Consider the following 26,395-nt stretch of genomic DNA (forward strand, 5'->3'; position numbering starts at 1 on the left):
GGCATGAGCATCCTGCACACTGTTGCACCGGCCGCCCGCACTCGCGGGCTGTCTTTACAGCTTTACGGTTATCTGCTGCTGTTGCCCGCGCTCTGTTTTTTGCTGTTGTTTACCCATTATCCGGCGCTGGCGACGGTGTGGGAAAGCCTGTTCAGCGCCGCGCGCAGCGGGCATTCCGCGCAGTTTGTCGGTCTGGATAACTACCGCGCACTGCTCGACGACGACATCTTTATGCTGTCGCTGCGCAATAACCTGCTTTATGCCGTGATCACCATTCCGCTGTCGGTAATTCTTGCGCTGATGATGGCGCTGGCGGTGAACCGTCGTCTGCGCGGTAACGCCATCACCCGCGCGGCGTTTTTCATTCCCTCGCTGCTGCCGATGGTGGCGATTGCCAACCTGTGGCTGTTTTTCTACACGCCGCAACTCGGGTTGCTCAACAAGCTGCTGGCGCTGTTTTCGCTGCCTGCGGTCAACTGGCTCGGTGAGCCCGGCACGGCGCTTTACAGCCTGATGGCGGTTTCCGTGTGGCGCGAAGCCGGATTCTTTATGATTTTTTATCTGGCGGCGCTACAGCAAATCGATCCGCGTCTTGCCGAAGCCGCTGAAATTGAAGGAGCGTCAAAACGCTATTTCTTCTTTCGCGTGCAGTGGCCGTTACTGATGCCGACCACGCTGTTCATCCTGATCAATGCCTCGATGAATGCTTTCAGGATTGTCGATCAGGTGATTGCCATGACCAACGGCGGCCCAAATAACAGCACCAGTTTGTTGCTCTTTTACATCTACCGCACAGCGTTCAGTTACTGGGATTTACCGGCCGCGTCAGCCATGACGGTCGTCCTGCTGGTGATCCTCGCCGCCATTGCGCTGATCAAATTTAATCTGCTGGATAAAAGGGCGCACTATCAGTGAATCGTTTTTCTCTCAGCCGTTTTTCCCTGAACCTCGCCATCTGGCTGGCGGCTTTGCTGTGGTTTTTGCCGGTGCTGGTGGCTGTCTGGGTATCCATTCATCCGGCCTCGGCGCAGGGCAGTTTTTCACTGTTCGCACCGCTGACCTTGCAGAATTTTATCAATGCCTGGAACGCGGCTCCCTTCGCCCGTTACTTTCTCAACACCACGTTGCTGGTGCTGATGATTGTGATCTGCCAGCTGATACTGGCGACCCTGGCGGCGTATGCGCTGGTCAGATTTAAACTCAAAGCGGGGGGATTTATCTTCGCGCTGATTTTGTTGCAACTGATGATAAGTCCCGATGTTCTGATACTGAACAACTACAAAACCATTGGTGCGCTGGGGCTGCGTGACACGCTGGCCGGTATTGCGCTGCCGTATTTTGCTTCGGCGTTTGCCATCTTCCTGCTGCGCCAGACGTTTAAAAGTATTCCGCTGGTGCTGGAAGAAGCCGCCATCGTGGAAGGCGCCAGCCGGTTCTATATTCTGCGCAAAATCTACATCCCGCTGGCGAAACCGATTTACGTCGCCTTTGCGCTGGTTTCCATCAGTTTCCACTGGAACGATTTTCTCTGGCCGCTGGTCATTACCGATTCGGTGAAAGTGCGGCCGGTTACCGTCGGACTTCAGCTGTTTTCCGCGCCGGAACAGGGCGTGCAATGGGCGCTGATCAGCGCCGCGACGCTGATGACCGTGCTGCCATTACTGGTGCTGTTTCTTATCTTTCAGCGCCAGTTCGTCCAATCTTTTATGCGGGCAGGGATCCGATAAGCACCTGACAGGAGAATATTATGACCGTCAAGACTTCATCCCCTTTGTTATCTGAGCGGCAGGCACAGGCGCTGGGCAATGTCAGTTCACTGTACGAACCGCCGGAGGTGCATGATGCGCTGGTAAACGGCGCACGGCTGCGGTTCGGGCTGATTGCGGATCCACAATATGCAGATGCCGATCCGCATAACATCCGTTATTACCGCAACAGCCTGAATAAACTGGCTACGGCTATCAATGAGCTGAATGACTTAAAACTGGATTTTGTCGTCACATTGGGTGACCTGGTGGACAGAGACTGGACCAGTTTTCAGGCGGTTCTTGACCGTTATGACGCGCTGAGACATCCGCATGCGGTGCTGATCGGCAACCACGATGCGCAGGTGATTTCTGAACATCTCGGTGCGCAGAAACCGGCGATTGGTCTGCCGAAAAGTTATTATTCGTTCAGTCTGCCGGGCTATCGTTTTCTGGTCATTGACGGCAACGACGTCAGTTTGTACTGCAATCATGCCAACGGCGACGACCATCAGCTGGCTGAATATATGCTGGAAGAACTGACCGAATGCCAGCAGTCGCAGGCGCAGCCGTGGAACGGTGCGGTAGGTCGCAAACAGCTTGAATGGATTGAACAGAATCTGCGAGAAGCCCGCGAGCGGCGTGAAGTGGTGCTGGTTTTCGGGCACTACCCGCTGACGCCGGTAAACAGCCATAATCTGTGGAACTGCGAGACGCTGGTCGAACTGCTGTGCCGTTATGACGTGCGTGCTTATTTCGCCGGTCACGACCATCGCGGCGGCTACGATCGTGTCGGGAATACCGATTTTATAACGCTCAAGGGAATGGTCGACGGCGAAAATAGCCTGCCGTTTTCCTCGGTGACGCTGGCCGATGACGTGCTGACCATCACCGGTTATGGCACGGAAATCAGCCGGGTGCTCAGTCGCTGACAACTTAGTCGCTGACAACTCAGCCGCTGACAGCGACAGCAGAAATAAAAAAGGCTCACCAAAGTGAGCCTTACCCGTTTTACGATCCTTATGCGGTCAGCAGATTCGGGCAGTGAACGCCTTTCGACAGCTGATCAATATTCATCAGCGTGGTTTCTGAAATGCTGGTAAGCGCATCGCTGGTCAGAAACGCCTGATGGCCGGTGAACAGCACGTTGTGACATGATGACAGGCGACGGAATACGTCGTCGAGGATCACTTCGTTGGAGTTATCTTCGAAGAACAGGTCGCGTTCGTTTTCGTAAACGTCCATGCCCAGCGCGCCGATTTTTTGTTTTTTCAGCGCATCAATCGCGGCGGTGGCATCCAGCAATGCGCCACGGCTGGTGTTGACGATCATCACGCCATCTTTCATCTTGGCAAACGCACCGGCATTCAGCATGTGGTGGTTTTCCGGCGTCAGCGGACAGTGCAGCGAAATCACATCGGATTCAGCATACAGCGTATCCAGATCGACATATTCAGCGCCGAGTTCCAGCGCCAGCGGGCTTGGGTACGGATCGTAAGCCAGAATGCGCATACCAAAACCTTTGAGAATACGCATGGCGGCCACGCCGATTTTACCGGTCCCGATAATGCCGGCGGTGCGCTGATACATGTTAAAACCGATCAGGCCTTCCAGTGAGAAGTTGGCTTCACGGGTGCGCTGATAGGCGCGATGAATGTGACGGTTCAGACACATCATCATACCCACTGCGTGTTCGGCCACCGCTTCCGGCGAATAGGCCGGTACGCGCACCACCGAAATCCCCAACTCTTTCGCTGCATCTAAATCGACATTGTTAAAACCGGCACAACGCAGGGCGAGGGTTTTAATGCCAAGGGTTGCCAGTTCCTGTAACACGTCGCGGCAACCATCGTCGTTAACAAAAATACAGACTGCATCAGAACCTATCGCTGTTTTCGCCGTTTGCGGGGTCAGCAGAAAATCGAAAAATTCCAGTTCATAGCCATAATGTTGATTGACCAGTTCCAGATATTTCCGGTCGTAATTTTTAGTACTGTAGACAGCCACTTTCATGGTGTTTCTCCGCAGTGAGTTTGAATCTCTGGCGAAACGGTTTCCACCTGTTTTATAAGGAATAAACAGTTTCAGAAACAATTCGCAATATGCTACCAAACTAGCAGAGCGCAGGGGCGCAGACAATTTTTCCCGTGCTATTTGGCTCAGGTGTTCTGGCAATCCGGCCATCAGTTGTTACGCTAATTATGATATCTTGCGGGCGGTTAGGTCATTTAGTGAAGTATAAGACAAGGCAAGTCATGAGGAACGGACTGAAGAGAAGCGCGCAGATACTCCTGAGTATAGTGGTGATTGTCGCATTGCTAATGTGGGTGTTATGGAAAACCGTGCCGCGCTGGTTGCCCGTTGTGGCCGGGCACTGGCTGCCCGCAGGCACGCAACTGACGCTCAAAGGCGCGCCGCGCTGGGCTGACGGTGTACTTCAGTTACCGGGCGTGAGTTATGCCGCCGGTGACTGCCAGCTTGCCACCGCGCGCAATACCCGCCTCAGCCATAATGGCGGGCGATGGGCGCTGAAGCTGGACGCCCTGAGCGTCGACACCGCCTGTCTGGCTAAAATGCCGAAAAGCGACAGTCAGCTGACGCTTTCGCTGGCCGATATTCAGCAGATGTTGCCGCCCGGCGATATCAGCATCGATCATCTTTCTGTCACGCCCTGGCAGCGCTATGCCGGTCAGTTGCAGATCAGTAATGCTGGCGGCACGCAGCATCTTTCCTTTAATGGCGAATCGCTGAAACTCGACGCGGTGCTGGACGGCAACCGTCAGCTGACGATCCATTCCTTCAGCCTGACGCCACCGGGCAGCGACCAGCCGGTCACGCTGAGCGGCAAATTGCTGCTGCCTGCGACGTTAGATACGCTCCCGGAATCCGGCGAACTGCACGCCGAAATGCAAACTGCGCAGGTGCCCAACCCGCTGGATATTCAGCTCAGCTGGCAGGCGACTGAAGGCGTGCTGACGTTGACAGAAAAAGACAGCCAGCAGCCGTTACTGATGCTGCCGTGGAAACTGAGCAATAACGTTTTAGACATTACGCAAGGACAGTGGCGCTGGCCGTATGCCGCGCAACCGCTGGCCGGTGGCGTAAATCTGACGCTCAGTGACTGGACGCCGACGTTCGATCAAACCAATATCACGGCGCGGCTGAACGTGCTGACGCAGGGGCACAATGGTAAGGCGAACGTGGTGCTGACCATGGGGCCGGGTCGTGTCGGGCTGCTCGACAGTAATCTCGATTTCCGCCTCACCGGACAAGCCAATTTGCAGGCCACTTCTCTGAGTGCGTCGCTTCCCGGCCAGCTCAGTGGTTCGGTTCTGAATCCGACGCTGTCACTGCGCAGCGGTTCACTGCTGCGTGCGTGGGGGAAACCGACGCCGGAGCTGACGATCAGCGATGCGCGCTGGCCGCTGGCGGGCGTAAAAGTGTCGGCTGAGGGCGTCAGCGGGCCACTTCAGGCCATTCTTAAAGCACGCCACAGCTTCTGGGGCGCGTTTGATTTACATCTTAGCGGTAAAGCGCTGACATTCTGGCCAGATATCGGCCAGTGGAATTTCAACTACTGGGGCAACGGTCATCTGCCGCCGCTAAACGGTCGCTGGGATATGTCCGGCAAAGGCCAGTGGCATGACAATCTCATCAGCATTAATTCGCTTTCCACCGGTTTTGACCGGCTGCATTACGGCCTCGTCGATGTCGATGCGCCGCGTCTGACACTGGAACATCCTTTACTGTGGAAACGTCCGCCGTCTTCGCGTTTTAAACCGCAGTACCCTGATTTACCGACAGAATTTAAAGGTGACATCAAACTGGTGGCGAAAAAAATTGCGCTGGAGAACGGCGGATATCTGCCTCCGGCAACGCTGGCGTTACAGCTCAGCGGCGACAGCCCCGACAGTTTCACGATGCGCGGAATGCTTGATGCCAAACCGATTGGGCCGATCCGCCTCAACGGGCGCTGGGACGGCGAACGTCTGCGCGGCGAAGGCTGGTGGCCTAAACAACAACTCACCGCGTTCCAGACACTGCTGACGCCGGATCTGAACATCAAATTACGTGCAGGATCGTTCTACGCGCAGTCGGCATTCTCGGCGGCACGCGGGCAGGGATTTGTCGCTGGCGGCCACTGGGTAGTGAAAAACGGCGGCTTCTGGATGAAGGACGGCGACCTGAGCGGGCTGGATTTCAGTCTGCCTTATCGCCTGAAAGATCAGGTCTGGCAGCTCGGCGTGAAAAAACCGGTGACGCTGCGCATCGGCGAAGTGAACAATCTGGTCAAAATGCAGAATGTGACTGCTGATTTGCAAGGTCATTATCCGTGGAGTGAAGAGACGCCGCTGACCCTGAGCAATCTCGGTGTCGATATGCTGCGCGGGCATCTGAGCCTCTCGGCGCTGCGTATGCCGCAGCACGATGCGGCGGTGCTGAAGTTCGACAAGATCAATCTCAGCGAACTCTTCACGGCGCTGAAACCGAAACAACTGGCGATGTCGGGCGTCGTCTACGGTGAACTGCCGCTGTACGTGGAAAATCCGCAGTGGATCATCCATAACGGCTGGATCAGAAATGACGGTGGCCTGACGCTGCGCCTCGATCCGCAATTCGCGGACGCAATGGCCAGCGGGAATTTCGCCAATAACATGGTGATTGGCCTGCTGCGCTATCTGGAAATCAGCCGTTCTGATGCGCTGGTCAGCCTGGATAATCTTGGCGTGCTGTCCATGAAAGCGAAAGTGGACGGGGTGAACTACACCGACACGACGCACGGCGGTGACAAAGAAAAACGTGAAATCGTCCTCAACTATTCCCACGAGGAAAACATCTACCAGCTCTGGCGCAGCTTGCGCTTTGGCGACAATCTTCAGGAATGGCTGCAACAGCAGATGTCTTTGCCTGCGAATGCGCTGTCAAAAGGCTCCGCTGCAGCCGGGCAGAAAAAGGATCCAACAGTGAGGAAGGAACAATGAAACTGCAATTTGCAGGACCGTGCGTGGCGCTTTGCGTAGTGATGCTCAGCGGATGCGTGCCGCGCATCGAACTGGCTGCGCCGAAAGAGCCGATCACAATCAATATGAACGTGAAAATTGAACACGAAATTCATATCAAAGTGGATAAAGACGTGGAAGATCTGCTGAAAAATCAGAGCGATTTATTCTAGGAGCCACTATGTCCGCGATAATTTTCAATAAAAATGGCCTCAAAAGAATCAGCCTGATGTTGCTGGCCGGTGGTTTACTGTTTTGCAGTCAGGCGTTCGCATTAACGCTCAATGAAGCCAAGCAACAGGGGCGCGTGGGCGAAACGCTGTCCGGTTATCTGGCACCGCTAAAACAAGACGCGGAAAGTGTCGCGCTGGCGTCAAAAATCAACGAGGCGCGCAAACAGCAATACCAGCAGGTGGCGCAGGAAAATAACGTCAGCACGGACGATGTGGCAAAACTGGCCGGACAGAAACTGGTCGCCAGAGCCGGGAAGGGTGAATACGTCCGCGGCATTAACGGACAGTGGTTGCAGAAATAGGGTTTACAGAAGAGAGCGGGTAATTTTTGGGGAAAAACGGCAAAAAAAAGCGCGCCTCTCGGCACGCAATAGTTTTATCACAACATCATCTGAGCGTAACGGACAGATTCTTAAGTGAATGATTGCTCAGATTGTGATCACTGCAATTATGCGGCAGCCAGCTCTTTGATAGCGGCGTCGATGGCAGCTTTCGCATCAGTCTGTGCTTTAGTCGCCACTTCAGGACCGTATGCAATGCCTTCCGCGTAAACGAATTCTACGTCGCTCATTCCCAGGAAGCCCAGGAACAGAGACAGGTATGGGGCAACCAGATCGCTTGGGGTGTCTTTATGAATACCACCACGGCTGGTCAGAACGATAACGCGTTTGCCTTTCACCAGACCTTCAGGGCCTTTCTCGGTGTATTTGAACGTCACGCCAGCACGGGCAACCAGGTCGAAATAGGTTTTCAGCTGAGTCGGGATGTTGAAGTTGTACATTGGTGCAGCGATAACGATCACGTCATGCGCCTGCAGTTCGTCGATCAGGGTGTTAGACAGCGCCAGCGCTTCTTCCTGACGTGGTGTCAGCGGAGCATCGGAAGGACGCAGTGCGCCAACCAGTTCGCCATCTAATACAGGGATTGGGTTAGCCGCCAGGTCACGAACTGTCACGGTAGAACCGCTGTTTGCAGACTGATACTGTGCAACCAGGTAATCGGCCAGTTGGTTTGACTGAGAGAAGTTAGCCAGAATGCTTGATTTCAGAACGAGTACTTTGCTCATTAGTGAGTTCCTTAACTGTGTGGTACATAGGGTGTTGGTTTTTATAACCAGAACGTTCCCCGAATGGAACTTACTTTATTCAGAAAGCTTATGCAGTGATAGCGCAATATTTAGAGACCTATCATCGATTTTTTTGAACAACTTCAAATCCGGTCGCAAAATCACCCGTTTTCAGCATCTTCAATACCTTGTGTTAACATAGACACAAGCAGGCAAGGCGTGAACCTTCCTCATCCCCCATTCAGATTCAGCTGGCGCAGATGATTTGCTCTCCGGCTGACATGTAACAAGGAATTCCGATCGTGAAATCACCGCTCGCGGCATTATCAGCGCAGTTAGACGGGCTGATGCTACGTGACCGGCAACGCCTGCAACGTCGTTTGCAGGGTGCCAGAAAGATTGATAAACCCGAAGCACTCGACGCGTTAAGTGCTGAAATCCAGACCGCTATCAACGAGAGCCTGAAGAAAGTCAGCGCCCGTGAAGCGTCACGGCCAAAAATCAGCTATCCGGAAAACCTGCCGGTCAGCCAGAAAAAAGAAGACATTTATAACGCTATCCGCGACCACCAGGTGGTGATTGTGGCGGGCGAAACCGGCTCCGGTAAAACCACGCAGATCCCGAAAATCTGCATGGAACTCGGTCGCGGGATCAAAGGCGTGATTGGTCATACCCAGCCGCGTCGTCTGGCAGCGCGCACCGTGGCCAACCGTATTGCCGATGAGCTGGATACCACGCCCGGTAACACGGTCGGCTATAAAGTCCGTTTTAACGATCAGGTCAGCGAAAACACGCTGGTTAAGCTGATGACCGACGGTATTCTGCTGGCGGAAATCCAGCAGGATCGCATGCTGATGCAGTACGACACGCTGATCATCGATGAAGCGCATGAACGCAGCCTGAACATCGACTTTATCCTCGGTTACCTGCGTCAGTTGCTGCCAAAGCGTCCGGATCTCAAAGTCATTATTACCTCGGCGACGATTGACCCGCAGCGTTTCTCGCGCCATTTCAACAATGCGCCGATCATTGAAGTGTCTGGCCGGACGTATCCGGTCGACGTGCGCTATCGCCCGATTGTTGATGATGCCGACGATGTGGATCGTGACCAGTTGCAGGCGATTTTCGATGCGGTCGATGAACTCGGTCGCGAAAGCATGGGCGACATCCTGATTTTCATGAGCGGTGAACGTGAAATTCGTGATACCGCTGATGCGCTGAACCGTCTGGATCTGCCGCACACCGAGATTTTACCGCTGTATGCACGACTGTCGAACAGCGAGCAGAACCGCGTGTTCCAGTCGCATTCCGGTCGCCGTATTGTGCTGGCGACCAACGTCGCCGAAACCTCGCTGACCGTGCCGGGCATTAAATATGTGATTGACCCCGGTACCGCGCGTATCAGCCGTTACAGCTTCCGCACCAAAGTGCAGCGTCTGCCGATTGAGCCGGTGTCTCAGGCGTCCGCCAACCAGCGTAAAGGACGTTGCGGACGTGTGTCCGAAGGTATCTGTATCCGTCTTTATTCGGAGCAGGATTTCCTGTCGCGTCCGGAGTTTACCGACCCCGAAATTCTGCGCACCAACCTGGCGTCCGTTATTTTGCAAATGACGTCGCTGGGGCTGGGCGATATTGGCGCATTCCCGTTCGTGGAAGCGCCGGACAAACGTAATATTCAGGATGGCGTGCGTCTGCTCGAAGAGCTGAACGCTATCAATAATGCTGTTGACGGGCGTTATACACTGACCCCGCTGGGCCGCCAGCTGGCGCAGTTGCCGGTGGATCCGCGTCTGGCACGCATGGTGCTGGAAGCGCAGAAAAACGGCTGTATGCGCGAGGTGATGATTATCACGTCCGCGCTGTCGATTCAGGATCCGCGTGAACGTCCGATGGACAAACAGCAGGCGTCCGATGAAAAACATCGCCGTTTTGCTGACAAAGATTCAGATTTCCTGGCGTTCGTGAACCTGTGGGATCACCTCAAAGTACAGCAGAAAGAGCTGTCTTCGGCGCAGTTCCGCAAATTATGCCGCAGCGATTACCTCAACTATCTGCGCGTGCGTGAATGGCAGGATATCTATACTCAGCTGCGTCAGGTGGTGAAAGAACTTGGCCTGCCGGTGAACAGTGAACCGGCTGAATATCGCGAAGTTCACTGCTCGCTGCTGACCGGCTTGCTGTCGCATATCGGTCAGAAAGATGTGGATAAACAGGAGTATACCGGCGCGCGCAACGCACGTTTTGCCGTCTTCCCGGGCTCCGGATTATTCAAAAAGCCGCCTAAATGGGTGATGGTTGCTGAACTGGTGGAAACCAGCCGCCTGTGGGGGCGCATTGCCGCGCGTATCGAACCGGAATGGATCGAGCCGCTGGCGCAGCATCTGGCGAAAAGCAGTTACAGCGAACCGCACTGGGAAAAGGCACAGGGCGCGGTGATGGCAACGGAAAAAGTCACGCTGTACGGCCTGCCGATTGTGGCGGCGCGTCGTGTGAACTATGGCACGATTGATCCGGTGGTTTCCCGCGAGCTGTTTATTCGTCACGCGCTGGTGGAAGGCGACTGGCAGACGCGTCACGCGTTCTTCCGCGCTAACCTGCGTCTGCGTACCGAAGTCGAAGAGCTGGAACACAAATCCCGTCGCCGCGATATTCTGGTCGATGACGAAACCCTGTTCCTGTTCTATGAGCAGCGCATCGGGCAGGAAGTCGTGTCTGCGCGCCACTTTGATACCTGGTGGAAAAAACAGCCGCAGGACAGCCTGAACTTTGAAAAAAGCATGCTGATTAAAGAGGGCGCGGGCAACATCAGCGCCCACGATTACCCCAACTTCTGGCATCAGGGCAATCTCAAACTGCGCGTCACTTATCAGTTTGAACCGGGTACGGATGCCGACGGTGTGACGGTGCATATTCCGTTGCCGCTGCTCAATCAGGTGACGGAAGAAGGTTTCGACTGGCAGATCCCTGGCATTCGCCGCGACCTGATTATGGCGCTGATTAAATCGCTGCCAAAACCGGTTCGCCGCAATTTTGTTCCGGCACCGAATTACGCCGACGCTTTACTCGGTCGCATTAAACCGTTCGAAATGCCATTGCTCGATGCGATGGAAAAAGAGCTGCGTAAGATGAGTGGCGTGACGGTGTCACGTGAAGACTGGCAGCTGGATCAGGTGCCCGATCATCTCAAAATGACCTTCCGCATTGTTGATGACAAAAACAAAACGCTGCGTGAGGGCAAAGACCTGCTGGCACTGAAATCCGGCCTGAAAGAGCAGGTTCAGCAAACGCTGTCTGCGGTGGCGGATGACGGCATCGAACAGCGCGATCTGCATGTCTGGAGTTTCGGTACGTTGCCGGAACGCTACGAGCAAAAACGTGGCGGCTACGAAGTGAAAGCCTATCCGGCGATTGTCGATGAGAAAGACAGCGTGGCGATCCGTTTGTTCGACAGCGAGCTGGAACAGCAACAGGCGATGCTCAGCGGTATGCGGCGTTTGCTGTTGCTGAACATTCCTTCTCCGGTCAAATACCTGCACGAGAAGTTGCCGAACAAAGCCAAACTGGGGCTGTACTTTAACCCGTACGGTAAAGTGCTGGATCTGATCGACGACTGCATTTCCTGCGGTATCGACAAACTGATTGCTGAATCCGGCGGCCTGGTGTGGCGCGAGGAAGATTTTGCGAAACTGCATGAGCACGTACGCGCCAACCTGAATGAGACGGTGGTACAGATTGCGATTCAGGTGGAGCAAATCCTGACGACTGTTTTCAGCATCAACAAGCGGCTGAAAGGGCGGATTGATATCACCATGGCGCTGGCGCTTTCTGATATCAAAGCGCAAATGTCCGGGCTGATTTATCGCGGATTCGTGACGCAAAACGGCTGGAAGCGTCTGCCGGATACGCTGCGTTATTTGCAGGCGATTGAACGCCGGATGGACAAACTGGCCATGGATCCGCACCGCGACCGTGCACAGATGTTAAAAGTGGAAAACATCCAGCAGCAATGGCAGCAGTGGTTCAACAAACTGCCGCCGGTGCGTCAGCAAAGTGAGGATGTAAAAGAAGTGCGCTGGATGATTGAAGAGCTGCGCGTCAGCTACTTCGCTCAGCAACTGGGCACGCCGTATCCGATTTCGGATAAACGTATCCTGCAGACCATGGAACAGCTGGTTTAACCGGTTCTCTAAACTAAAAAACCGCCTTACAGACTAAGGCGGTTTTTTTATGCTCTGTAACGGTGATTCAGACGTTTACTGAACGGGAGCCTTCACCGGTGTGCTGGCGCTGATGACGCCAGAAGACAGCGTGTTCAGTGCGTCACGAATGGCCGGAACGGCCAGCGCGCGGTTGTCTGCAAGATAGCGATCCTGCGCGGCAGGCGCGGAACTTTGAATCGCGACCAACGACCAGCCGTCAGCATTTTTCAGCAACAATGGCGAACCGCTGTCGCCCGGCAGCGTGTCGCAGCGATGCGATAACACGCCCGGTTGTGCCCAGCCTGTCACCAGACAATCCTGATGCACGTATAAATCATCCAGATGATCTTCCGGATAGCCTGCCTGTGTCACTTTTCTGCCTTCCTGCTTGAGCAGCGCAGTCAGATCATCGCGTGAACCTTCCCACAACGGCAGGGGTTTGATCGGTAACGCCAGCTTTTCATCCGTCAGACGGACCAGCGCGAAATCGAACGGTGCGGCTTTTGGCGGAACGATCCAGCCATCGCCATCGGCTTTCAGTTTCTTACCGAGCTTAGGATCCACCAGGGTTTGCAATGCCGTTATCTGATAACGCCATTTCTGATTGTGAGAAATAAAACGCAGGGCAATGACTTTGTCGATCTTACCCGGAGGCGCGAGAACACAGTGACCGGCGGTGAGGACCAGATGTTTGGAAATCAGGGTGGCGGTACATAAATTACCGCTTTCGGTTTCAATCTGACCGATGGCCTGCCACGGCCAGTGCGCCGCCGCAGAAACCTGAGTTCGCTGATCGTGACCGAAGAACAGGGCCGTTTTTTCTTTTAAGCTGATTGAAGGTGTGTCGCTGTCTGCATCATCCGGAGAATCTGCATGAACAAGAGGACTGGCGGTAAAACAGAAAAAGCACAAAAAAAGCGGTAACGCGATGCGCATAACATTCTGACCTTGAAAACAGGGAGAACCCGATAACCAGTTATTATGGAACGATTATAGACGGTTATCTTTCGTGTTGGATAGATTTGTCTGATAACTCAATCTTTTGAGAAGATGACGGACGTCATCCGGGATACTTCAGAAGTAGAAGAACAGGGTGATCAGACCGCAGAGGATCAGAGAGCACAGGGTGATTTCGAACAGGTAGCGGCGCAGCATCTTCCATCAGTACCTCAAGATAAAGAACCGGAGAAAAAAACACCCGGCGAACCGGGTGTTAAATCATCAGTCTTGATAATGGTGAGTAGATACGCTCACAAAGACTTCTTACTGACTACTTATGCTGCTGGCGTTGCTTTTGCAGCTGGTGCAGCTTTCTTAGCATGTTTCACGTGTTTTTTAGCAGCCTGGGCTTTCTGAGCTACCGGTGCAGCTTTTTTAGCGTGTTTCACGTGTTTTTTAGCAGCCTGAGCTTTCTGAGCTACTGGTGCAGCTTTTTTAGCGTGTTTTACGTGTTTTTTAGCGGCCTGAGCTTTCTGAGCTACTGGTGCTTTCTTAGCTGCTTTTTTGTGTTTCTTGGCAGCCTGAGCTTTCTGCACAGGTTTTTTATGCGCTTTATGCTTAGTTGCATGAGCCGGAGCAGCGGTAGTTGCTGTTGCAGCAGGTGCTGGCGTTGCAGTGGTTTCAGCAGCGAAAGCAACTGAAGACAGGCCCATTGCAGCGGCAACAACCAGAGCTAATACTTTTTTCATGTGTAATTCCTTAAGAATCTTAGTTTAAGTGTCCACCCCACTGCGGGGCCGGTGAAAGAATAATAGGCATGTGGATCGCTGCTGTCCGTGAGTGATTGGTATCGGCGTGTAACGGAATGTACAAAGAGGGGGATTTTAGGAAAATCAGGGAATTACAGGCCGGGGGGGCGTGTGATCGGCCTTTGACTTCAACTTCAACTTCAATTGCAACTGCAACTGCAACTGCAACTGCAACTGCAACTGCAACTTCAAAACCGTGGGCGTCGGCCCACACCGACCAGAGACCCGGTAACGCGCGGGCCTCTGGACTCCGCGCTTTTTTCACTGCGCGCTGTCGCGGGTATGACGGACATGTTCTGGCGCATTGGTGAGTGGCGCAAATCCAGGTGCTTCGCACTGCCTTCTCTCGGTCTTCGAGCCACAGGTCTCGAAGCCGCTCCGTTCAGCNNTGAATTTTGAGCACGCCAATCTGCTTTTCTAAAAGATGAAAAACAATCTGCCTTTGATTTTAATATCGTGCGGGCGATTCAGAAAGCTTGCTGAACGGAGCGGCCTGGAGACCAGAGGCTCCAGGACCGAGTGAAGGAACCGCAAAGCGGCAAGCTTTCCAGCCTGTCGCTGCGATACCTGAAACATAGCCAGCGAGCGGAGCGCGCAGTAAAAGAGCCGGAGATTCTTAAGAGGCGCGGCGATAGGCGCCTCTTGAGGCCAGTTTGGGTGGCAACCCAAGGTGTTGTCGGTGTGGGCCGACGCCCACGACCTTGACCTTAGGGGCAGTTTGGCCCCCAAACCCAACATCTCCTCTCCTTATGCCTAAATCACCCATCTATATCCCTTTTTGTTAGTGGCACCGCCTTCATCCCTTGTGCAATTCTCTGACTTACAAAAGAAAAACAGGTCTGTATTTGTTCTGAATACTCCACTTTGAAAAATTGGGGCATAAGCCCTCTGAAGACTATTCATAAGGAAAAACGATGGCTGTCATTAACGTAAATAAAACCAAGATTGCCGCCGGATTATTTCTGGCGCTCAGCACGATTTCTTCTTTTGCCGCGCACGCAGATCAGCTGGCGGACATCAAGAAAGCCGGTGTGGTGAAGGTCGCGACCTTCGATTCCAATCCGCCGTTTGGGTCTGTGGATGCCAAAACGCATGACATCGTGGGTTATGACGTAGATTTCGCTAAAGCACTGGCGAAAACGCTGGGTGTGAAATTGCAACTGGTGCCGACTAATCCGGCGAACCGCATTCCATTGTTACAGTCCGGTAAAGCGGATCTGATTGTGGCTGATATCACCATCACGCCGGAACGCGCGAAAGTGATCGACTTCTCCGTGCCGTATTTCGTCACCGGCCAGCAGTTCCTGGTGCCGGCAAATTCGCCAGATAAACTGGATGCGTATGCCACGGCGCGTATCGGCGCGGTGAAAGGCACCACCGGCGAGCAGGAATTGCATAACCGCTTCCCGCAGTCCCGCGTGCTGTCTTATGACGATATTCCGCTGGCACTTTCTGCGCTGCGTAACGGCAACGTGCAGGCCATTACTCAGGACAGCACCATTCTGGCGGGTTTGCTGGATGGCGCGCCGGACAAAGCAAAATACAAAGTGCTGCCTGAATTACTGAGCAAAGAAGAGATTGGCGTGGGCGTGAAAAAAGGCGAAACCAGCCTGCTGAAAGTGGTTAATGACGAGCTGCTGAATCTGGAGAAAAACGGTCAGGCGGTCAGCATTTATAACGTCTGGTTCGGTCCGCAGACTAAATCACCTCAGCCGCGTCTGTTCAAAATCGAAGCCAAATAATCTGTTTTATGCAAGGTAAGACACATGCAGCAAGACACTCTCTCAACCGCAGCGACGTCTGCGGTTTTTTCACATTCATCCGCCGGAAAAACGGCAGCCGTTGAATTCCGCCAGGTCAGTAAATCTTTTGGTCCGCATGAGGTTATCCGTAACGTGGATTTGCGTGTGGACAGCGGCGAAGTGGTGGCAGTTTGCGGGCCCTCCGGTTCGGGAAAATCCACGCTGATCCGGCTGATTAATCAGCTGGAATCGGTCAGCAGCGGTGAAATTCTTATCGCTAACCAGCCGATGCGCAATCTCAAAGGCGCCGCATTACGCCAGTTGCGCACGCACATCGGCTTTGTATTTCAGCAGTTCAACCTATATGCCCATCTCACCGCCGAAGACAACGTCAGTCTGGCGCTGATCAAAGTACATGGCTGGAAGAAAACTCAGGCACGCGAAAAGGCACGTGCATTGCTGACACGCGTCGGGCTGGGCGATAAAGCGCTGCATTATCCTGAGCAGCTTTCCGGCGGTCAGCAGCAGCGGGTGGCGATTGCCAGAGCGTTAATCACCGATCCGGGCATCATTTTATTTGATGAACCGACGTCGGCGCTGGATCCGGAAATGATCGGCGAAGTATTACTGGTGATGCAGGAACTGGCGAAAAGCGGCATCACCATGATTGTGGTGACGCACGAGATGAGTTTTGCCCGTGAAATCGCTGACCGGGTGATTTTCATGGACGGCGGTGAAATTCTTGAACAGGCGCAGCCGGAAGATTTCTTCCTGCGTCCGCAACATCCGCGTGCGCAGCGGTTTCTGCAGAAAGTCCTGTTCCCGCTGCATCCGCAAAGCGGAGCCGCGCTATGAACTGGCATCCCGACTGGGCTGGCGTGCTGACCGGCCAGCCTCTGCAATGGATAATAGCCGGCTTCCTCACCACGCTGTATGTCAGCATTGTTGGCAGCCTGCTCGCCACGTTACTGACGGTGTTGCTGCAGGCGCTGCGCCTGAGTTCGTCGCGTCTGGCACGCGGTGCGGTGGCAGCCTTTGTCTCTGTTTTTCGCAACACGCCGCTGCTGGTACAACTGCTGTTCTGGTATTTCGCGGCGTACGGCGCGCTGCCGCAAAGCTGGCGTTTTTATATCGGCGACAACCATCCGTGGGCGACGTTTCCGGGCAACATTGCGTGGCTGACGCCGGAATTTCTGTGTGCGGCCTGGGGGCTGGCACTGTTCACGGCGGCGTTTCTGGTGGAAGAAGTGCAGGCCGGGCTGAATTCTGTGCCTAAGGGCCAGACCGAAGCGGCGATTTCTCAGGGGTTCAGCCGTAAAACGCTGCTGCTTTCGATTCTCCTGCCGCAGGCGTTGATCAACGCGTGGCAGCCTATCACCGGCCAGTATCTCAACCTGATGAAGCTTTCCTCGCTGGCGACAGGTATTGGTTTTTCGGAACTGACGTATCAGGTCAGCCAGATAGAAAGTTATAACGCGCACGCCTTTGAGAGTTTCGCCGTCGGGACGCTGCTGTATCTGGCGCTCGGACTGATCCTCGGCTGGCTGATGACGGCGTTTGGCCCGAAACGACCGCAGCACAGGCCGCAGGTGGTAATGAAGGAGGAAACCCGCGATGGAGTTTGACTGGTCCGTTATACACGATAATTTCACTTATCTGTTGTGGGGAAGGCTGGCGGATGGCGAGCCGGGCGGAGTATTGCTGACGCTAATGATGGCGGCATCGGCGGGTGTTCTGGCGTTAGTGTTCGGTGTGCTGATGGCGGCGCTGGCGTGGCGTTTCGGCGGCTGGACGCGGAAAATTCTGTTTATCTGGGCATCGTTTATCCGCGGTATTCCGCTGATATTCGTGATTTTCTGGCTGTATTTCCTGCTGCCGGTGGTATTTGGCGGGTCGATCCCCGGACCGATGACGGTGATTCTGGCGCTGGCCTGGTTTACCTCGGCGGCGGTGATGCATTCGACGCTGGCCGGTCTGGAAGCCTTGCCGCGCGGGCAAACTGAAGCGGGAATTGCGTCCGGCATGAGTAACGGCAAAGTGTTGTTGTTCGTGCTGTTACCGCAGGCGTGGCCGAATTTGCTGCCGTCGTATCTCGGGCTGCTGATCTCTCTGGTGAAAGACACGTCGCTGGCGTTTATCGTCAACGTGCCGGAACTGACCACCGTCGCCGGACAGGTGAATAACCGGGTACAAATTTATCCGGCAGAAATCTTCCTGCTGGTCGGGCTGATGTATTACCTGCTGTGCGCCTCGCTGGCGTATCTGGCCGGTAAATCGATAAAACGTCGTCAGGGGTTGCGGACGTAAAAGAAAACCCCGCCTGGTTCCGGCGGGGTTTTCAGACTGGAGAGACGGCAGGTTTATTGTCTTTTGCTGACTGACGTTAATTCTGTATCCACACTCAGATCCCGGTCGAACCATTTTTCAGAAATCTTCTTCAATGTCCCGTCTGCCCGTAATTCGCCCAGTGCGACATCCACTTTCTGTTTCAGTGCTTCTCCGCGCGCATCTTTCCTGAACGGCAGGGCGACCTGTTTCAGGCCAAACGGTTCACCGACAACTTTCAGCGGCAGATTTTTATGCTTGATCTGCCCGAGCAGGATCACCTGGCCGGAAACATAGGCATCCACTTTTCCCTGCGCCACGCTGTTAACCACCACATCCATCCCCTCGAAGGTCACCAGCTTGATTTCATTTTTCGGGTCAAACTCTTTCAGGACTTTGGCATAGTTCGAACCGAGATCGGCGGCGACGGTTTTGCCTTTCATGTCCTGCAAACCATGAATGGTGGTGTTGTTTTTACTCACCGCTAACTGCGCCGCTGAGTAATAGTAGGGCGCCGAATAATCATATTTTTTGCGCCGCTCCGGCGTGTCGGCGAAATTGCCCACGGTATCCACTTTGCCGGTTTCCAGAGAGCCCAGCACGCCCACCCAGTCGGACGTTACCCATTCAACTTTATAGTGAATCTTACCGGCAACGGCGTTGAGAATGTCCGCGCTGAAACCTTTGATGGTGTCGCCCTCTTTGAAATAGTGCGGATAACCGTCGGGTGTCGCACCCACCCGCAGAACCGGTTCGTCATCCGCTTTTTCGGCGGGTTTATCACATGCGGTCAGCAGAAGAGGGAGCGAACAAATCGCCAGTGTTAACAATCGCATAACATAATTTCCTGTTTAACCGGCATAAGGTTTGCCGAGATGTTTTTCGAGGCGACGCTGTAACTCACTGAAAATGATGGTCAGCGCCCAGTAGACCAGCGCCACGGCGAAATACGCTTCGAAGAATTTCAGCGATTCTGTAGCCACCATTTTTCCGGCGGCCAGCAGTTCGCTAACGCCTAAAGTGAACGCCAGCGAAGAGTTCTTGATCAGGCCGATATACACGTTGCCGGTCGCCGGAATGGCATTGCGGCAGGCTTGCGGAAACAGAATGCGGCTGGAGGCTTTAAACATGCTCAGTCCGGAGGCCAGAGAGGCTTCCAGCTGCCCTTTATCAACAGAGTCGATGGCGGCACGAAAGATTTCCGCCAGATAAGCGGACGTGTTTAAGCTTAAACCGAGGATCACCGCATTCATGGCGCTCAGTGAATTCATCGAAGGAATAATTTGCGGCAAACCAAAATAAATAATCAGTAACTGCACCAGAACCGGCGTGCCGCGAAAGAAGGAAATATAAAGGTGGGCGAAAGCCGCGGGTATTTTACCGGCCCTGAGTAACAGGGCGAAAATAATACCCAGAACGGTAGCCAGCAAAATGGAAAGCAATGAAATCAGCAAGGTCACGGGAAGATAAACGAGGATCTGCGGAATAACGCCGAGCATATAAGGAAAATCAAAATTCATTGTGCAAAGTTCCGTGTACGGCCATCAGGCATAATCGTGTAAGAAAGAACGGGTGCGGTTCGAAGAGCCGGTCTGGAAGATTTTGGCCGGTTCGCCTTGTTCGATAATATGACCGTGCTCCATGAAAAATATCCGGTCAGAGACATCCCGTGCAAAACCCATTTCATGCGTGACGATCATCATGGTTAAGTCGCGTCCGGCCAGTCCTTCAATCAGGTTCAGCACTTCACGGCGCATTTCAGGATCCAGGGAAGACGTGGGCTCATCGAATAAAATGACCTGCGGATCAACGGCCATGGCGCGGGCGATGCCGACGCGCTGCTGCTGTCCGCCGGAGAGTGTGCCGGGATAAGCCGCCGCTTTGTGCGCCAGACCCACCTGCGCCAGCAATTCTTCACCCCGTTCGCGTGCCTGCGCTTTGTTCAGTTTTTGGGTAAAACGTAAGATCTCAGTGATGTTTTCCAGTGCGGTTTTATTTTTAAACAAATTGTAGTGCTGAAAAACCATCGAAGTCTGGCGGCGAAAATCGGCTGTTTGTCTGCGGGTGAGTGTGTCCGCATTAATGTGTTTATCTCCAATCTGGATCTGGCCGGAATCGGGCCTGACCAGCAAATTCAGCGAACGTAACAGAGTGGATTTCCCGGAACCTGATGGGCCAATAATCGAAACCACTTCACCTTTATTTACGGTGAAATTAATATCCGACAGGGCAGGGAATTGGTTAAATGATTTATTCAGTCCGCTGACAGTGATCATGCATACTCCCGCTGGTTAATATAAATAACGCGCATATTTCCTTAAAGGAATATTAACTTTTCGGTTGCCTGCGACAAATGCTTTAAATCGCTAACGATATGCGGGGCGTAATATTATGCATAATACCGGAGCGGATAATCTTTATTGTGCCGGTTTGAACTGACAACCGGCAGCGCATCAATCAGATTTTTCGTCCAAGGATGCGCCGGATGGTAGAACACATCATCGACATTTCCGTGCTCCACGACGCTGCCGTCTTTCATCACCATCACCCGGTCAGCCAGATGATGCACCACGCCTAAATCATGGGAGATAAATAACAGCGCGGTGCGGTGTTCGGCCTGCATTTTTGCCAGCAAATCCAGTACCTGCGCCTGAATCGAAACATCCAGCGCGCTGACCGGTTCATCGGCCACCAGCAGCGCAGGATTCGGCGCAAAAGCACGGGCAATCGCCACTCGCTGACGCTGTCCGCCGGACAATTCACGCGGATAACGGTGCAGAAAACTGTCGCCAAGCTGCACTTCATCCAGCAACTGACGGACGCGGTTGCGCCGTTCCTCATCAAAAATGCCCACGCAGTCGAGGCTTTCGCCGATGATTTTTTCCACGTTATAGCGCGGATCAAATGAACTCAGCGGATCCTGCGCAATCAGCTGGATACCACGACGTTGCAGTCTGCGCTGCGCTTCCGGAACCTGGCTCCAGCGCTGCCCCTGAATTTCTATCGTGCCGGATACCGGTTCGGTCAGCCCGAGGATCATCCGCGCCAGCGTAGTTTTCCCTGAGCCAGATTCGCCGACAATGCCCAGCGTTTCACCGGCAAACAGTTACAGACTGACGTGACTGACCACGGTTTTACCGGCGTACGCTTTGCTGATATGACGGGCTTCCAGCACCGGATTAGAAACGGAAATATTGCGTGCAGGCAGCGGTTCACCACGTTTGCCAGAAAGCTTAAGACCGCGCGTCGCGGGGCTGGGAACCGCCGCCAGTAGCTGTTGCGTATAGGGATGGTCCGGCGCGGACAGCAGCTTTTCGCCGCAACCTTCCTCAACCACTTTGCCCTGATGCATCACCAGAATACGGTCTGCCAGTTGCCCGACCACCGACAAATCGTGGCTGATCAGCAGCAGGCTTTCGCCTTTATCGCGCCGCTGTTGCAGCAAATCCAGGATCTGTTTTTGCACCGTCATGTCCAGCGCGGTGGTCGGTTCATCGGCAATCAGTAAACCGGGATTTCCGGCCAGCGCGGTGGCAATCAAAACCCGCTGACGCAACCCGCCGGAAAGCTGATGCGAATAGGCACTGAGGCGGTTTTGCGCATCGGGAAATCCGACCGATTTCAGAGAGGCGATCACCTGCTCGCTGAGCAACTTCGGATCGGTTTTGCGGCTGGCGGTCAGCGCATCGCGAAGCTGCCGCCCGACCTGCCGTAACGGATCGAGCGACACCAGCGCGTCCTGCAATACATAGCCAATCTGGCTGCCGCGAATTTTACGCCAGCGCCGCTGGCTGGCGCCAAGCATGTCTTCACCGCCAATAACAAAACGATCGGCAGTAATACGCGCTTTGCCATCCTGTAAGCCGAGCAGGCTGCGGGCTATCACGGTTTTCCCTGAGCCGGATTCACCGACAAATGCCACGGATTCCCCGCGACGCAGTTGCAGATTCAGCCCGCTGACGGCGGCTTTTTCACCCTTTGCCGACGGAAAGAAAATCGACAGGTTTTGGATATCAATTAACAGTTCGTCGCTCATGGACGTTTTCCTTCAAAAGTGGCCTGCCAGTAACGCCCGAGTGTGTTGACTGAAATCACGGTCAGGGTGATTGCCACGCCCGGCCAGTCGCCAATCCACCAGGCATTACGCAGATAATTACGGCCTTCGGCCAGCATCAGCCCCCATTCGGCGGTCGGCGGTTGCGGGCCCATACCGAGAAAACTCAGCCCGGCGGTGCCGATAATCGCCGTGCCCAGCCCGAGCGTCGCCAGCGCCGGAACGTGCGCAATGGCGTGCGGCAACACATGCCGCCAGACCAGCACATGGCGCTTCAGCCCCAGCGTGCGCGCCTGTTCGACATAGCCTGAAGACATCACCAGAAAGGTTTGTGCCCGCACTACGCGGGTGAAGCGGGGCACTGACGCCACGCCGAGTGCGAAAATCAGATTGGTGGTGCCGGGACCGGTAAAGGCAATCAGCATCAGCGCCAGCAGCAAATCCGGAAAGGCTGAAACCACGTCCACCGCGCGGCTGATCAGCTCATCCAGCGGCCCTTTGAATAAACCCGCCAGCAGGCCAAGCAGGGTGCCGATACTGACCGCGACAACCATCGCCGCCAGGCTAATCAGCAGGGAATAACGGCTGCCATAAACGATACGCGCCAGCACGTCGCGGCCTAACTCTGTTTTTTGAGTGACTGCCTCAAACTCAGGGTTGCTGGCGTCGGCCCACACCGACCAGAGACCCGGTAACGCGCGGGCCTCTGGACTCCGCGCTTTTTTAACTGCGCGCTGTCGCAGGTACGACGGACATGTCCTGTTGCATCAGTGAGTGGCGCAAAATGTCATCGCTGCGCGATTCCCGAATTTCAGGTGTCGAGCCTTGGGTCTCGAACCGTTCATTCGGTGCCATTTTTGATCACGCCAATCAACCTTTTTAAAAGATGAAAAACAATCCCGCTTTTGAATTTAAGATCGTGCGGGCGATTCAGAAATCTTGCTGAACGGAGCGGCTTCGAGACCTATGGCTCGAAGACCGAGAGAAGGAACCGCAAAGCGGCAAGATTTCCAGCCTGTCGCTGCGATACCTGAAACATAGCCAGCGAGCGGAGCGCGCAGTGAAAGAGCCGGAGATTCCTAAGAGGCGCGGCGATAGGCGCCTCTTAGGGCCGGTTTGGGTGGCAACCCAAGGTGTTGACCTTAAACCGTCAGTGCATCGGAATGCACACTCTTAGCAGTGAATTGATTCTCCGGCTCACTTAACCCCAGATTCCCCCGCAGGGTCTGCGCCTCATAGTCCGTCCGGTATAACCCGCGTGCCTGCAAAATCGGGATCACGCTGTCGATGAAATCATCGAATGCCGTCGGGGTGCCGCCGCGAACGATAAAACCGTCGGTTGCGCCTGAGGTGAACCAGTGTTCCAGACCGTCGGCGACGTCTTCGGCAGTGCCAGAGAAGGTCGGGCGTGGAGTGGCGGCTTCCAGCGCGGCCTGTCGTAGTGTCAGTCCGTGTTCATGAGCGTTGCGTTTGATTTCATCTGTCGTGCTGCGGAAACTGTTTTGCCCTAAATCTCCGATGTCCGGGAATGGAGCATCCGGATCGTATTGCGCAAAATCGTGATGCTCAAAGTAGCGGCCTAGATAATCCAGCGCGCTTTCCAGCGTCACCAGTTGCGCGGTTTCCTGGTACTTGCGTTCGGCATCGGCAGACGAGTCGCCGATAATCACGCTGATACCCTGGAAGACGCGGATGTCCTCAGCGTCACGGCCGTGTTCTGCTAACTGGCGCTGGACGTCGAGACGGAATTCGCGTGCCAGTTCCGGGGTTTCCTGACGGGTGTAAATAGCGTCGGCAGCTTCGGCGGCAAAGGCTTTGCCCTGTTCAGATGCTCCGGCCTGAAAGACTACCGGACGGCCTTGCGGCGAGCGTCCGACGTTCAGCGGTCCCTGCACCGAGAAGTATTTACCGTGGTGATTGAGCGTGTGCAGTTTCTGTGGCGCAAAGAACTGGCCGGTGCTTTTGTTGCGCACAAACGCGTCTTCTTCCCACGAGTCCCACAGGCCTTTCACCACGCTGACGTATTCGCTGGCAATGCGGTAACGTTCGTCATGTTCAGGATGTTTATCGCGGGAGAAGTTTTTCGCCGAACCTTCCAGCGGCGAGGTCACGACGTTCCAGCCCGCACGGCCACCGCTCAGATGATCGAGGCTGGCGAACTGGCGTGCGACGGTAAACGGTTCGCTGTAAGAGGTCGATAATGTCGCCACCAGGCCGATTTTTTGAGTCACCAGCGACAACGCTGAAAGCAGGGTAATCGGCTCAAAACGGTTGAGAAAATGCGGAATAGATTTCTCAGTAATATAAAGTCCGTCGGCGACAAATAAGAAATCAAACTTAGCCTGTTCGGCTCGTTGCGCTAATTGCTGGCAGAACTGAATATTAATACTGGCATCAGCGACGGCATCCGGATGACGCCATGCGGACATATTTCCGGACGCACCCTGAATAATGGCACCCAGACGTAACTGTTTTTTCTGACTCATTGATTCATCCTTAAGATTATATTATTCAGACGCCGTTAAGCCAGCGTGCGTAATTCAGCGACAGAGCGAACGAGCAGCGCCTGCTCCTGGGCATCAAAAGCCTGCTGATTGAGAATTTTGCGCAGATACACCAGTTCGACGCCCAGCGGATTGGTCGCCCGATGAAACGGCTCGTAACCGCGTCGCTGATACAATGCGGTCAGCCACGGATGGTTTACCGCCGTCGCCAGATACACCGCCGGTGATTTCAGCGTGTCGCGTAAGAATGTTTCTTCGACGTAGCGGATAATTTCATTGCCAAAACCCTGACCCTTGGCGTGTTCCGCCACTGCAAACCAGTGAACAAACGGCCACGGCGCAAGATGATTTTTCGCAGGCGTCCACAGAAAACGCGTGGTCAGCGTCGCCGTCAGTACGCCGTCTTTTTCCAGCACATACGTGGTTTCATTGCGGATAACATCCCGCACATCCTCAACGCTGGCGCGGGTGATGGTGAAATGAATGCCATGTTCCAGCAGCGGCGCGTAAGCTTTTTGCAAAAGGCTGTGCAGCGCAGCCGCTTCTGATTCCTGAGCAAGGCGGATCACGTGGCTCATCGTGTGTCCTTAAGCCAGCGCAACGCTGGACGTGGCTAACAGTTCGAGGGAACGCAGGCGCGCACGGGGCTGAGAAACCGGCGTATCAATGATAAATTCTTCCACACCGTACCTTGCCTGCAACGCTTCCAGTTGCTGATGAACATCCTCACCGGTGCCGTACAGCACTTCAGACTGACGTTCTTCAATACGATGAGATTTGGCTTTTGACTGACGCAGATACGCCTCAACCTGTTCCTGGCTGCCGACGTTGACGCTTTGCCCGTCGCTGGTGATAACGCGATACCGCTGCGTTTTATCCACCAGCCGTGCGGCCTGTTCGGTGGTGTCAGCGACAATTACCGGCACAGCCAGAAGCGCGCGTTTGCCATGACTGTCGTGCGAATAAGCGGAAAGGGCGCTGGAAATATCGCGCTCGTCGGCATTCAGGTGCGCAGCAAAGACGAAATTCCAGCCGAGACTGGCAGCCAGACGGGCGCTTTGTTCGCTGGCACCTAATAAGAAACGTAAGGCGGACTGCGGCGGCTGTGGGGTAGCAGAAAGCGCATCGGCGTCTTTGCCTCTGACGGGCACTGAAAGCCAGTCGTCGAGCTGACGCAATTGTTCCGCAAAATCGCCCTTACGTGCCGGATCCACCGCGTATTGCAGCGCATGGGTCGAAAGCGGTAATCCGCCCGGCGCTTTGCCAATGCCGATATCCACGCGGCCGGGGGCAAGTGACGCCAGCTGATTAAAATTTTCCGCCACTTTATACGGACTGTAATGTTGCAGCATGACGCCGCCGGAACCCACCCGCAGGTGCTGCGTATGCGCGAGGATCCAGGCGATCACGATTTCCGGCGAAGAGATCGCCAGTTTGTCAGTATTATGATGCTCCGCCAGCCAGAACCGGTGATAGCCCCAGCGTTCTGCATTTCTGGCGAGTTCCAGCGTCCGGCGTAATGCCCCTGCGGCATCTTCATGCTCATCCAGCGGACTTTTTTCCAGCAAACTTAAACGGTATCCCATCGTTTTTCCCTTTATTCGCAACACGTCGTTAACAGGGATTATTAAAGTCAGGAACAAAAGATGTAAAACAACAATAGTTGCTATGGAGTTGCGGGAGATGAGAATGGATGTGGGGGGCGCATCACATGTGCTTTGAGCTCAAGCTCAAGCTCAAGCTCAAGTCAAATTCAAAATCAAGGTCGTGGGCGTCGGC

Annotated in this window: 24 protein-coding genes; 11 read left to right on the forward strand and 13 right to left on the reverse strand. The window is 54.4% G+C overall.

Annotation, left to right across the window (positions count from 1 at the left end):
• The first annotated feature begins 3 nt into the window (after positions 1-3).
• Genes ACM615_RS02110 through ACM615_RS02120 form a run of 3 tightly spaced genes read left to right on the forward strand, consistent with a single transcriptional unit; the run spans position 4 to position 2,677 of the window.
• Positions 4-915, forward strand: a complete 912-nt coding sequence (locus tag ACM615_RS02110; RefSeq protein ID WP_112287259.1) for a carbohydrate ABC transporter permease — start codon at positions 4-6, stop codon at positions 913-915.
• Positions 912-1,727: a carbohydrate ABC transporter permease gene (locus tag ACM615_RS02115; protein WP_129639937.1), complete on the forward strand. Its 816-nt coding sequence runs from the start codon at positions 912-914 to the stop codon at positions 1,725-1,727. The genes ACM615_RS02110 and ACM615_RS02115 overlap by 4 nt, the downstream gene beginning before the upstream one ends.
• A gap of 20 nt (positions 1,728-1,747) precedes the next feature.
• Entirely contained in the window at positions 1,748-2,677 is a 930-nt protein-coding gene (locus ACM615_RS02120; RefSeq protein ID WP_431011355.1) for a metallophosphoesterase, read from the forward strand.
• Positions 2,678-2,765: 88 nt separating this feature from the next.
• On the opposite strand, the gene ACM615_RS02125 is transcribed toward ACM615_RS02120, so the two are convergent.
• Positions 2,766-3,758, reverse strand: coding sequence for a 2-hydroxyacid dehydrogenase (locus tag ACM615_RS02125; protein WP_129639939.1), 993 nt, complete (start codon positions 3,756-3,758; stop codon positions 2,766-2,768).
• A 254-nt stretch (positions 3,759-4,012) separates the two neighbouring features.
• On the opposite strand from ACM615_RS02125, the gene ACM615_RS02130 reads away from it, so the two are divergent.
• The 3 genes from ACM615_RS02130 to ACM615_RS02140 are packed head-to-tail and all read left to right on the forward strand — an operon-like array spanning position 4,013 to position 7,280.
• Positions 4,013-6,727, forward strand: a complete 2,715-nt coding sequence (locus tag ACM615_RS02130; protein ID WP_431011368.1) for a YdbH family protein — start codon at positions 4,013-4,015, stop codon at positions 6,725-6,727.
• On the forward strand, positions 6,724-6,918 hold the full coding sequence (locus ACM615_RS02135) for a YnbE family lipoprotein (protein ID WP_112287254.1): 195 nt from the start codon (positions 6,724-6,726) through the stop codon (positions 6,916-6,918). The genes ACM615_RS02130 and ACM615_RS02135 overlap by 4 nt, the downstream gene beginning before the upstream one ends.
• Positions 6,919-6,974: 56 nt before the next feature.
• Complete coding sequence (locus ACM615_RS02140; RefSeq protein WP_112287266.1) at positions 6,975-7,280, forward strand: YdbL family protein; 306 nt, start codon at positions 6,975-6,977, stop codon at positions 7,278-7,280.
• Between the two features lie 146 nt (positions 7,281-7,426).
• Here the strand turns inward: ACM615_RS02140 and ACM615_RS02145 are convergent, their stop codons facing one another.
• On the reverse strand, positions 7,427-8,044 hold the full coding sequence (locus ACM615_RS02145; protein WP_112287253.1) for an FMN-dependent NADH-azoreductase: 618 nt from the start codon (positions 8,042-8,044) through the stop codon (positions 7,427-7,429).
• Between the two features lie 302 nt (positions 8,045-8,346).
• Between ACM615_RS02145 and hrpA the strand changes: the two genes are divergently transcribed.
• A complete protein-coding gene (gene hrpA, locus ACM615_RS02150; protein ID WP_159281116.1) occupies positions 8,347-12,222 on the forward strand; it encodes an ATP-dependent RNA helicase HrpA in 3,876 nt (1,291 codons plus the stop codon).
• 75 nt (positions 12,223-12,297) lie between these two features.
• Here the strand turns inward: hrpA and ACM615_RS02155 are convergent, their stop codons facing one another.
• Both ACM615_RS02155 and asr read right to left on the reverse strand, forming a co-directional pair.
• Positions 12,298-13,179: a trypsin-like serine peptidase gene (locus ACM615_RS02155; protein ID WP_129639942.1), complete on the reverse strand. Its 882-nt coding sequence runs from the start codon at positions 13,177-13,179 to the stop codon at positions 12,298-12,300.
• 338 nt (positions 13,180-13,517) lie between these two features.
• Positions 13,518-13,931: an acid resistance repetitive basic protein Asr gene (gene asr / locus ACM615_RS02160; RefSeq protein WP_159281118.1), complete on the reverse strand. Its 414-nt coding sequence runs from the start codon at positions 13,929-13,931 to the stop codon at positions 13,518-13,520.
• Between the two features lie 974 nt (positions 13,932-14,905).
• Between asr and ACM615_RS02165 the strand changes: the two genes are divergently transcribed.
• From ACM615_RS02165 to ACM615_RS02180, 4 genes are read left to right on the forward strand one after another with little or no spacing between them, the layout of a single operon-like run.
• The gene (locus ACM615_RS02165; protein ID WP_112288538.1) at positions 14,906-15,733 is read left to right on the forward strand and encodes an ABC transporter substrate-binding protein; all 828 of its coding nucleotides are present in this window, start codon (positions 14,906-14,908) and stop codon (positions 15,731-15,733) included.
• 24 nt (positions 15,734-15,757) lie between these two features.
• Entirely contained in the window at positions 15,758-16,588 is an 831-nt protein-coding gene (locus ACM615_RS02170) for an amino acid ABC transporter ATP-binding protein (RefSeq protein ID WP_431011356.1), read from the forward strand.
• Entirely contained in the window at positions 16,585-17,358 is a 774-nt protein-coding gene (locus ACM615_RS02175; RefSeq protein WP_431011357.1) for an amino acid ABC transporter permease, read from the forward strand. The genes ACM615_RS02170 and ACM615_RS02175 overlap by 4 nt, the downstream gene beginning before the upstream one ends.
• On the forward strand, positions 17,348-18,040 hold the full coding sequence (locus ACM615_RS02180) for an amino acid ABC transporter permease (protein ID WP_431011358.1): 693 nt from the start codon (positions 17,348-17,350) through the stop codon (positions 18,038-18,040). Before ACM615_RS02175 ends, ACM615_RS02180 begins: the two co-directional genes overlap by 11 nt.
• Positions 18,041-18,093: 53 nt before the next feature.
• On the opposite strand, the gene ACM615_RS02185 is transcribed toward ACM615_RS02180, so the two are convergent.
• The 9 genes from ACM615_RS02185 to ACM615_RS02225 form a co-directional block, all read right to left on the reverse strand.
• Positions 18,094-18,894 (reverse strand): amino acid ABC transporter substrate-binding protein, encoded by an 801-nt coding sequence (locus ACM615_RS02185; RefSeq protein WP_132966138.1) that lies wholly within the window; start codon positions 18,892-18,894, stop codon positions 18,094-18,096.
• A gap of 15 nt (positions 18,895-18,909) precedes the next feature.
• Positions 18,910-19,578, reverse strand: coding sequence for an amino acid ABC transporter permease (locus tag ACM615_RS02190; RefSeq protein ID WP_112288533.1), 669 nt, complete (start codon positions 19,576-19,578; stop codon positions 18,910-18,912).
• 24 nt (positions 19,579-19,602) lie between these two features.
• Entirely contained in the window at positions 19,603-20,334 is a 732-nt protein-coding gene (locus tag ACM615_RS02195) for an amino acid ABC transporter ATP-binding protein (protein WP_431011359.1), read from the reverse strand.
• Positions 20,335-20,447: 113 nt separating this feature from the next.
• On the reverse strand, positions 20,448-21,164 hold the full coding sequence (locus ACM615_RS02200) for an ABC transporter ATP-binding protein (RefSeq protein ID WP_431011369.1): 717 nt from the start codon (positions 21,162-21,164) through the stop codon (positions 20,448-20,450).
• Entirely contained in the window at positions 21,165-22,094 is a 930-nt protein-coding gene (locus ACM615_RS02205) for an ABC transporter ATP-binding protein (protein ID WP_431011360.1), read from the reverse strand. It abuts the gene before it with no gap.
• A complete protein-coding gene (locus ACM615_RS02210) occupies positions 22,091-22,789 on the reverse strand; it encodes an ABC transporter permease (protein WP_431011361.1) in 699 nt (232 codons plus the stop codon). The genes ACM615_RS02205 and ACM615_RS02210 overlap by 4 nt, the downstream gene beginning before the upstream one ends.
• 465 nt (positions 22,790-23,254) lie before the next feature.
• Positions 23,255-24,598, reverse strand: coding sequence for an LLM class flavin-dependent oxidoreductase (locus tag ACM615_RS02215; protein WP_431011362.1), 1,344 nt, complete (start codon positions 24,596-24,598; stop codon positions 23,255-23,257).
• Positions 24,599-24,633: 35 nt separating this feature from the next.
• The gene (locus tag ACM615_RS02220; RefSeq protein WP_120162462.1) at positions 24,634-25,194 is read right to left on the reverse strand and encodes a GNAT family N-acetyltransferase; all 561 of its coding nucleotides are present in this window, start codon (positions 25,192-25,194) and stop codon (positions 24,634-24,636) included.
• A 9-nt stretch (positions 25,195-25,203) separates the two neighbouring features.
• The gene (locus tag ACM615_RS02225) at positions 25,204-26,202 is read right to left on the reverse strand and encodes an LLM class flavin-dependent oxidoreductase (protein ID WP_431011363.1); all 999 of its coding nucleotides are present in this window, start codon (positions 26,200-26,202) and stop codon (positions 25,204-25,206) included.
• Positions 26,203-26,395 lie beyond the last annotated feature (193 nt).

Origin of the sequence: Rahnella sp. PAMC25617, from assembly GCF_050606005.1 — a bacterium.
Lineage (GTDB): Bacteria > Pseudomonadota > Gammaproteobacteria > Enterobacterales > Enterobacteriaceae > Rahnella > Rahnella variigena.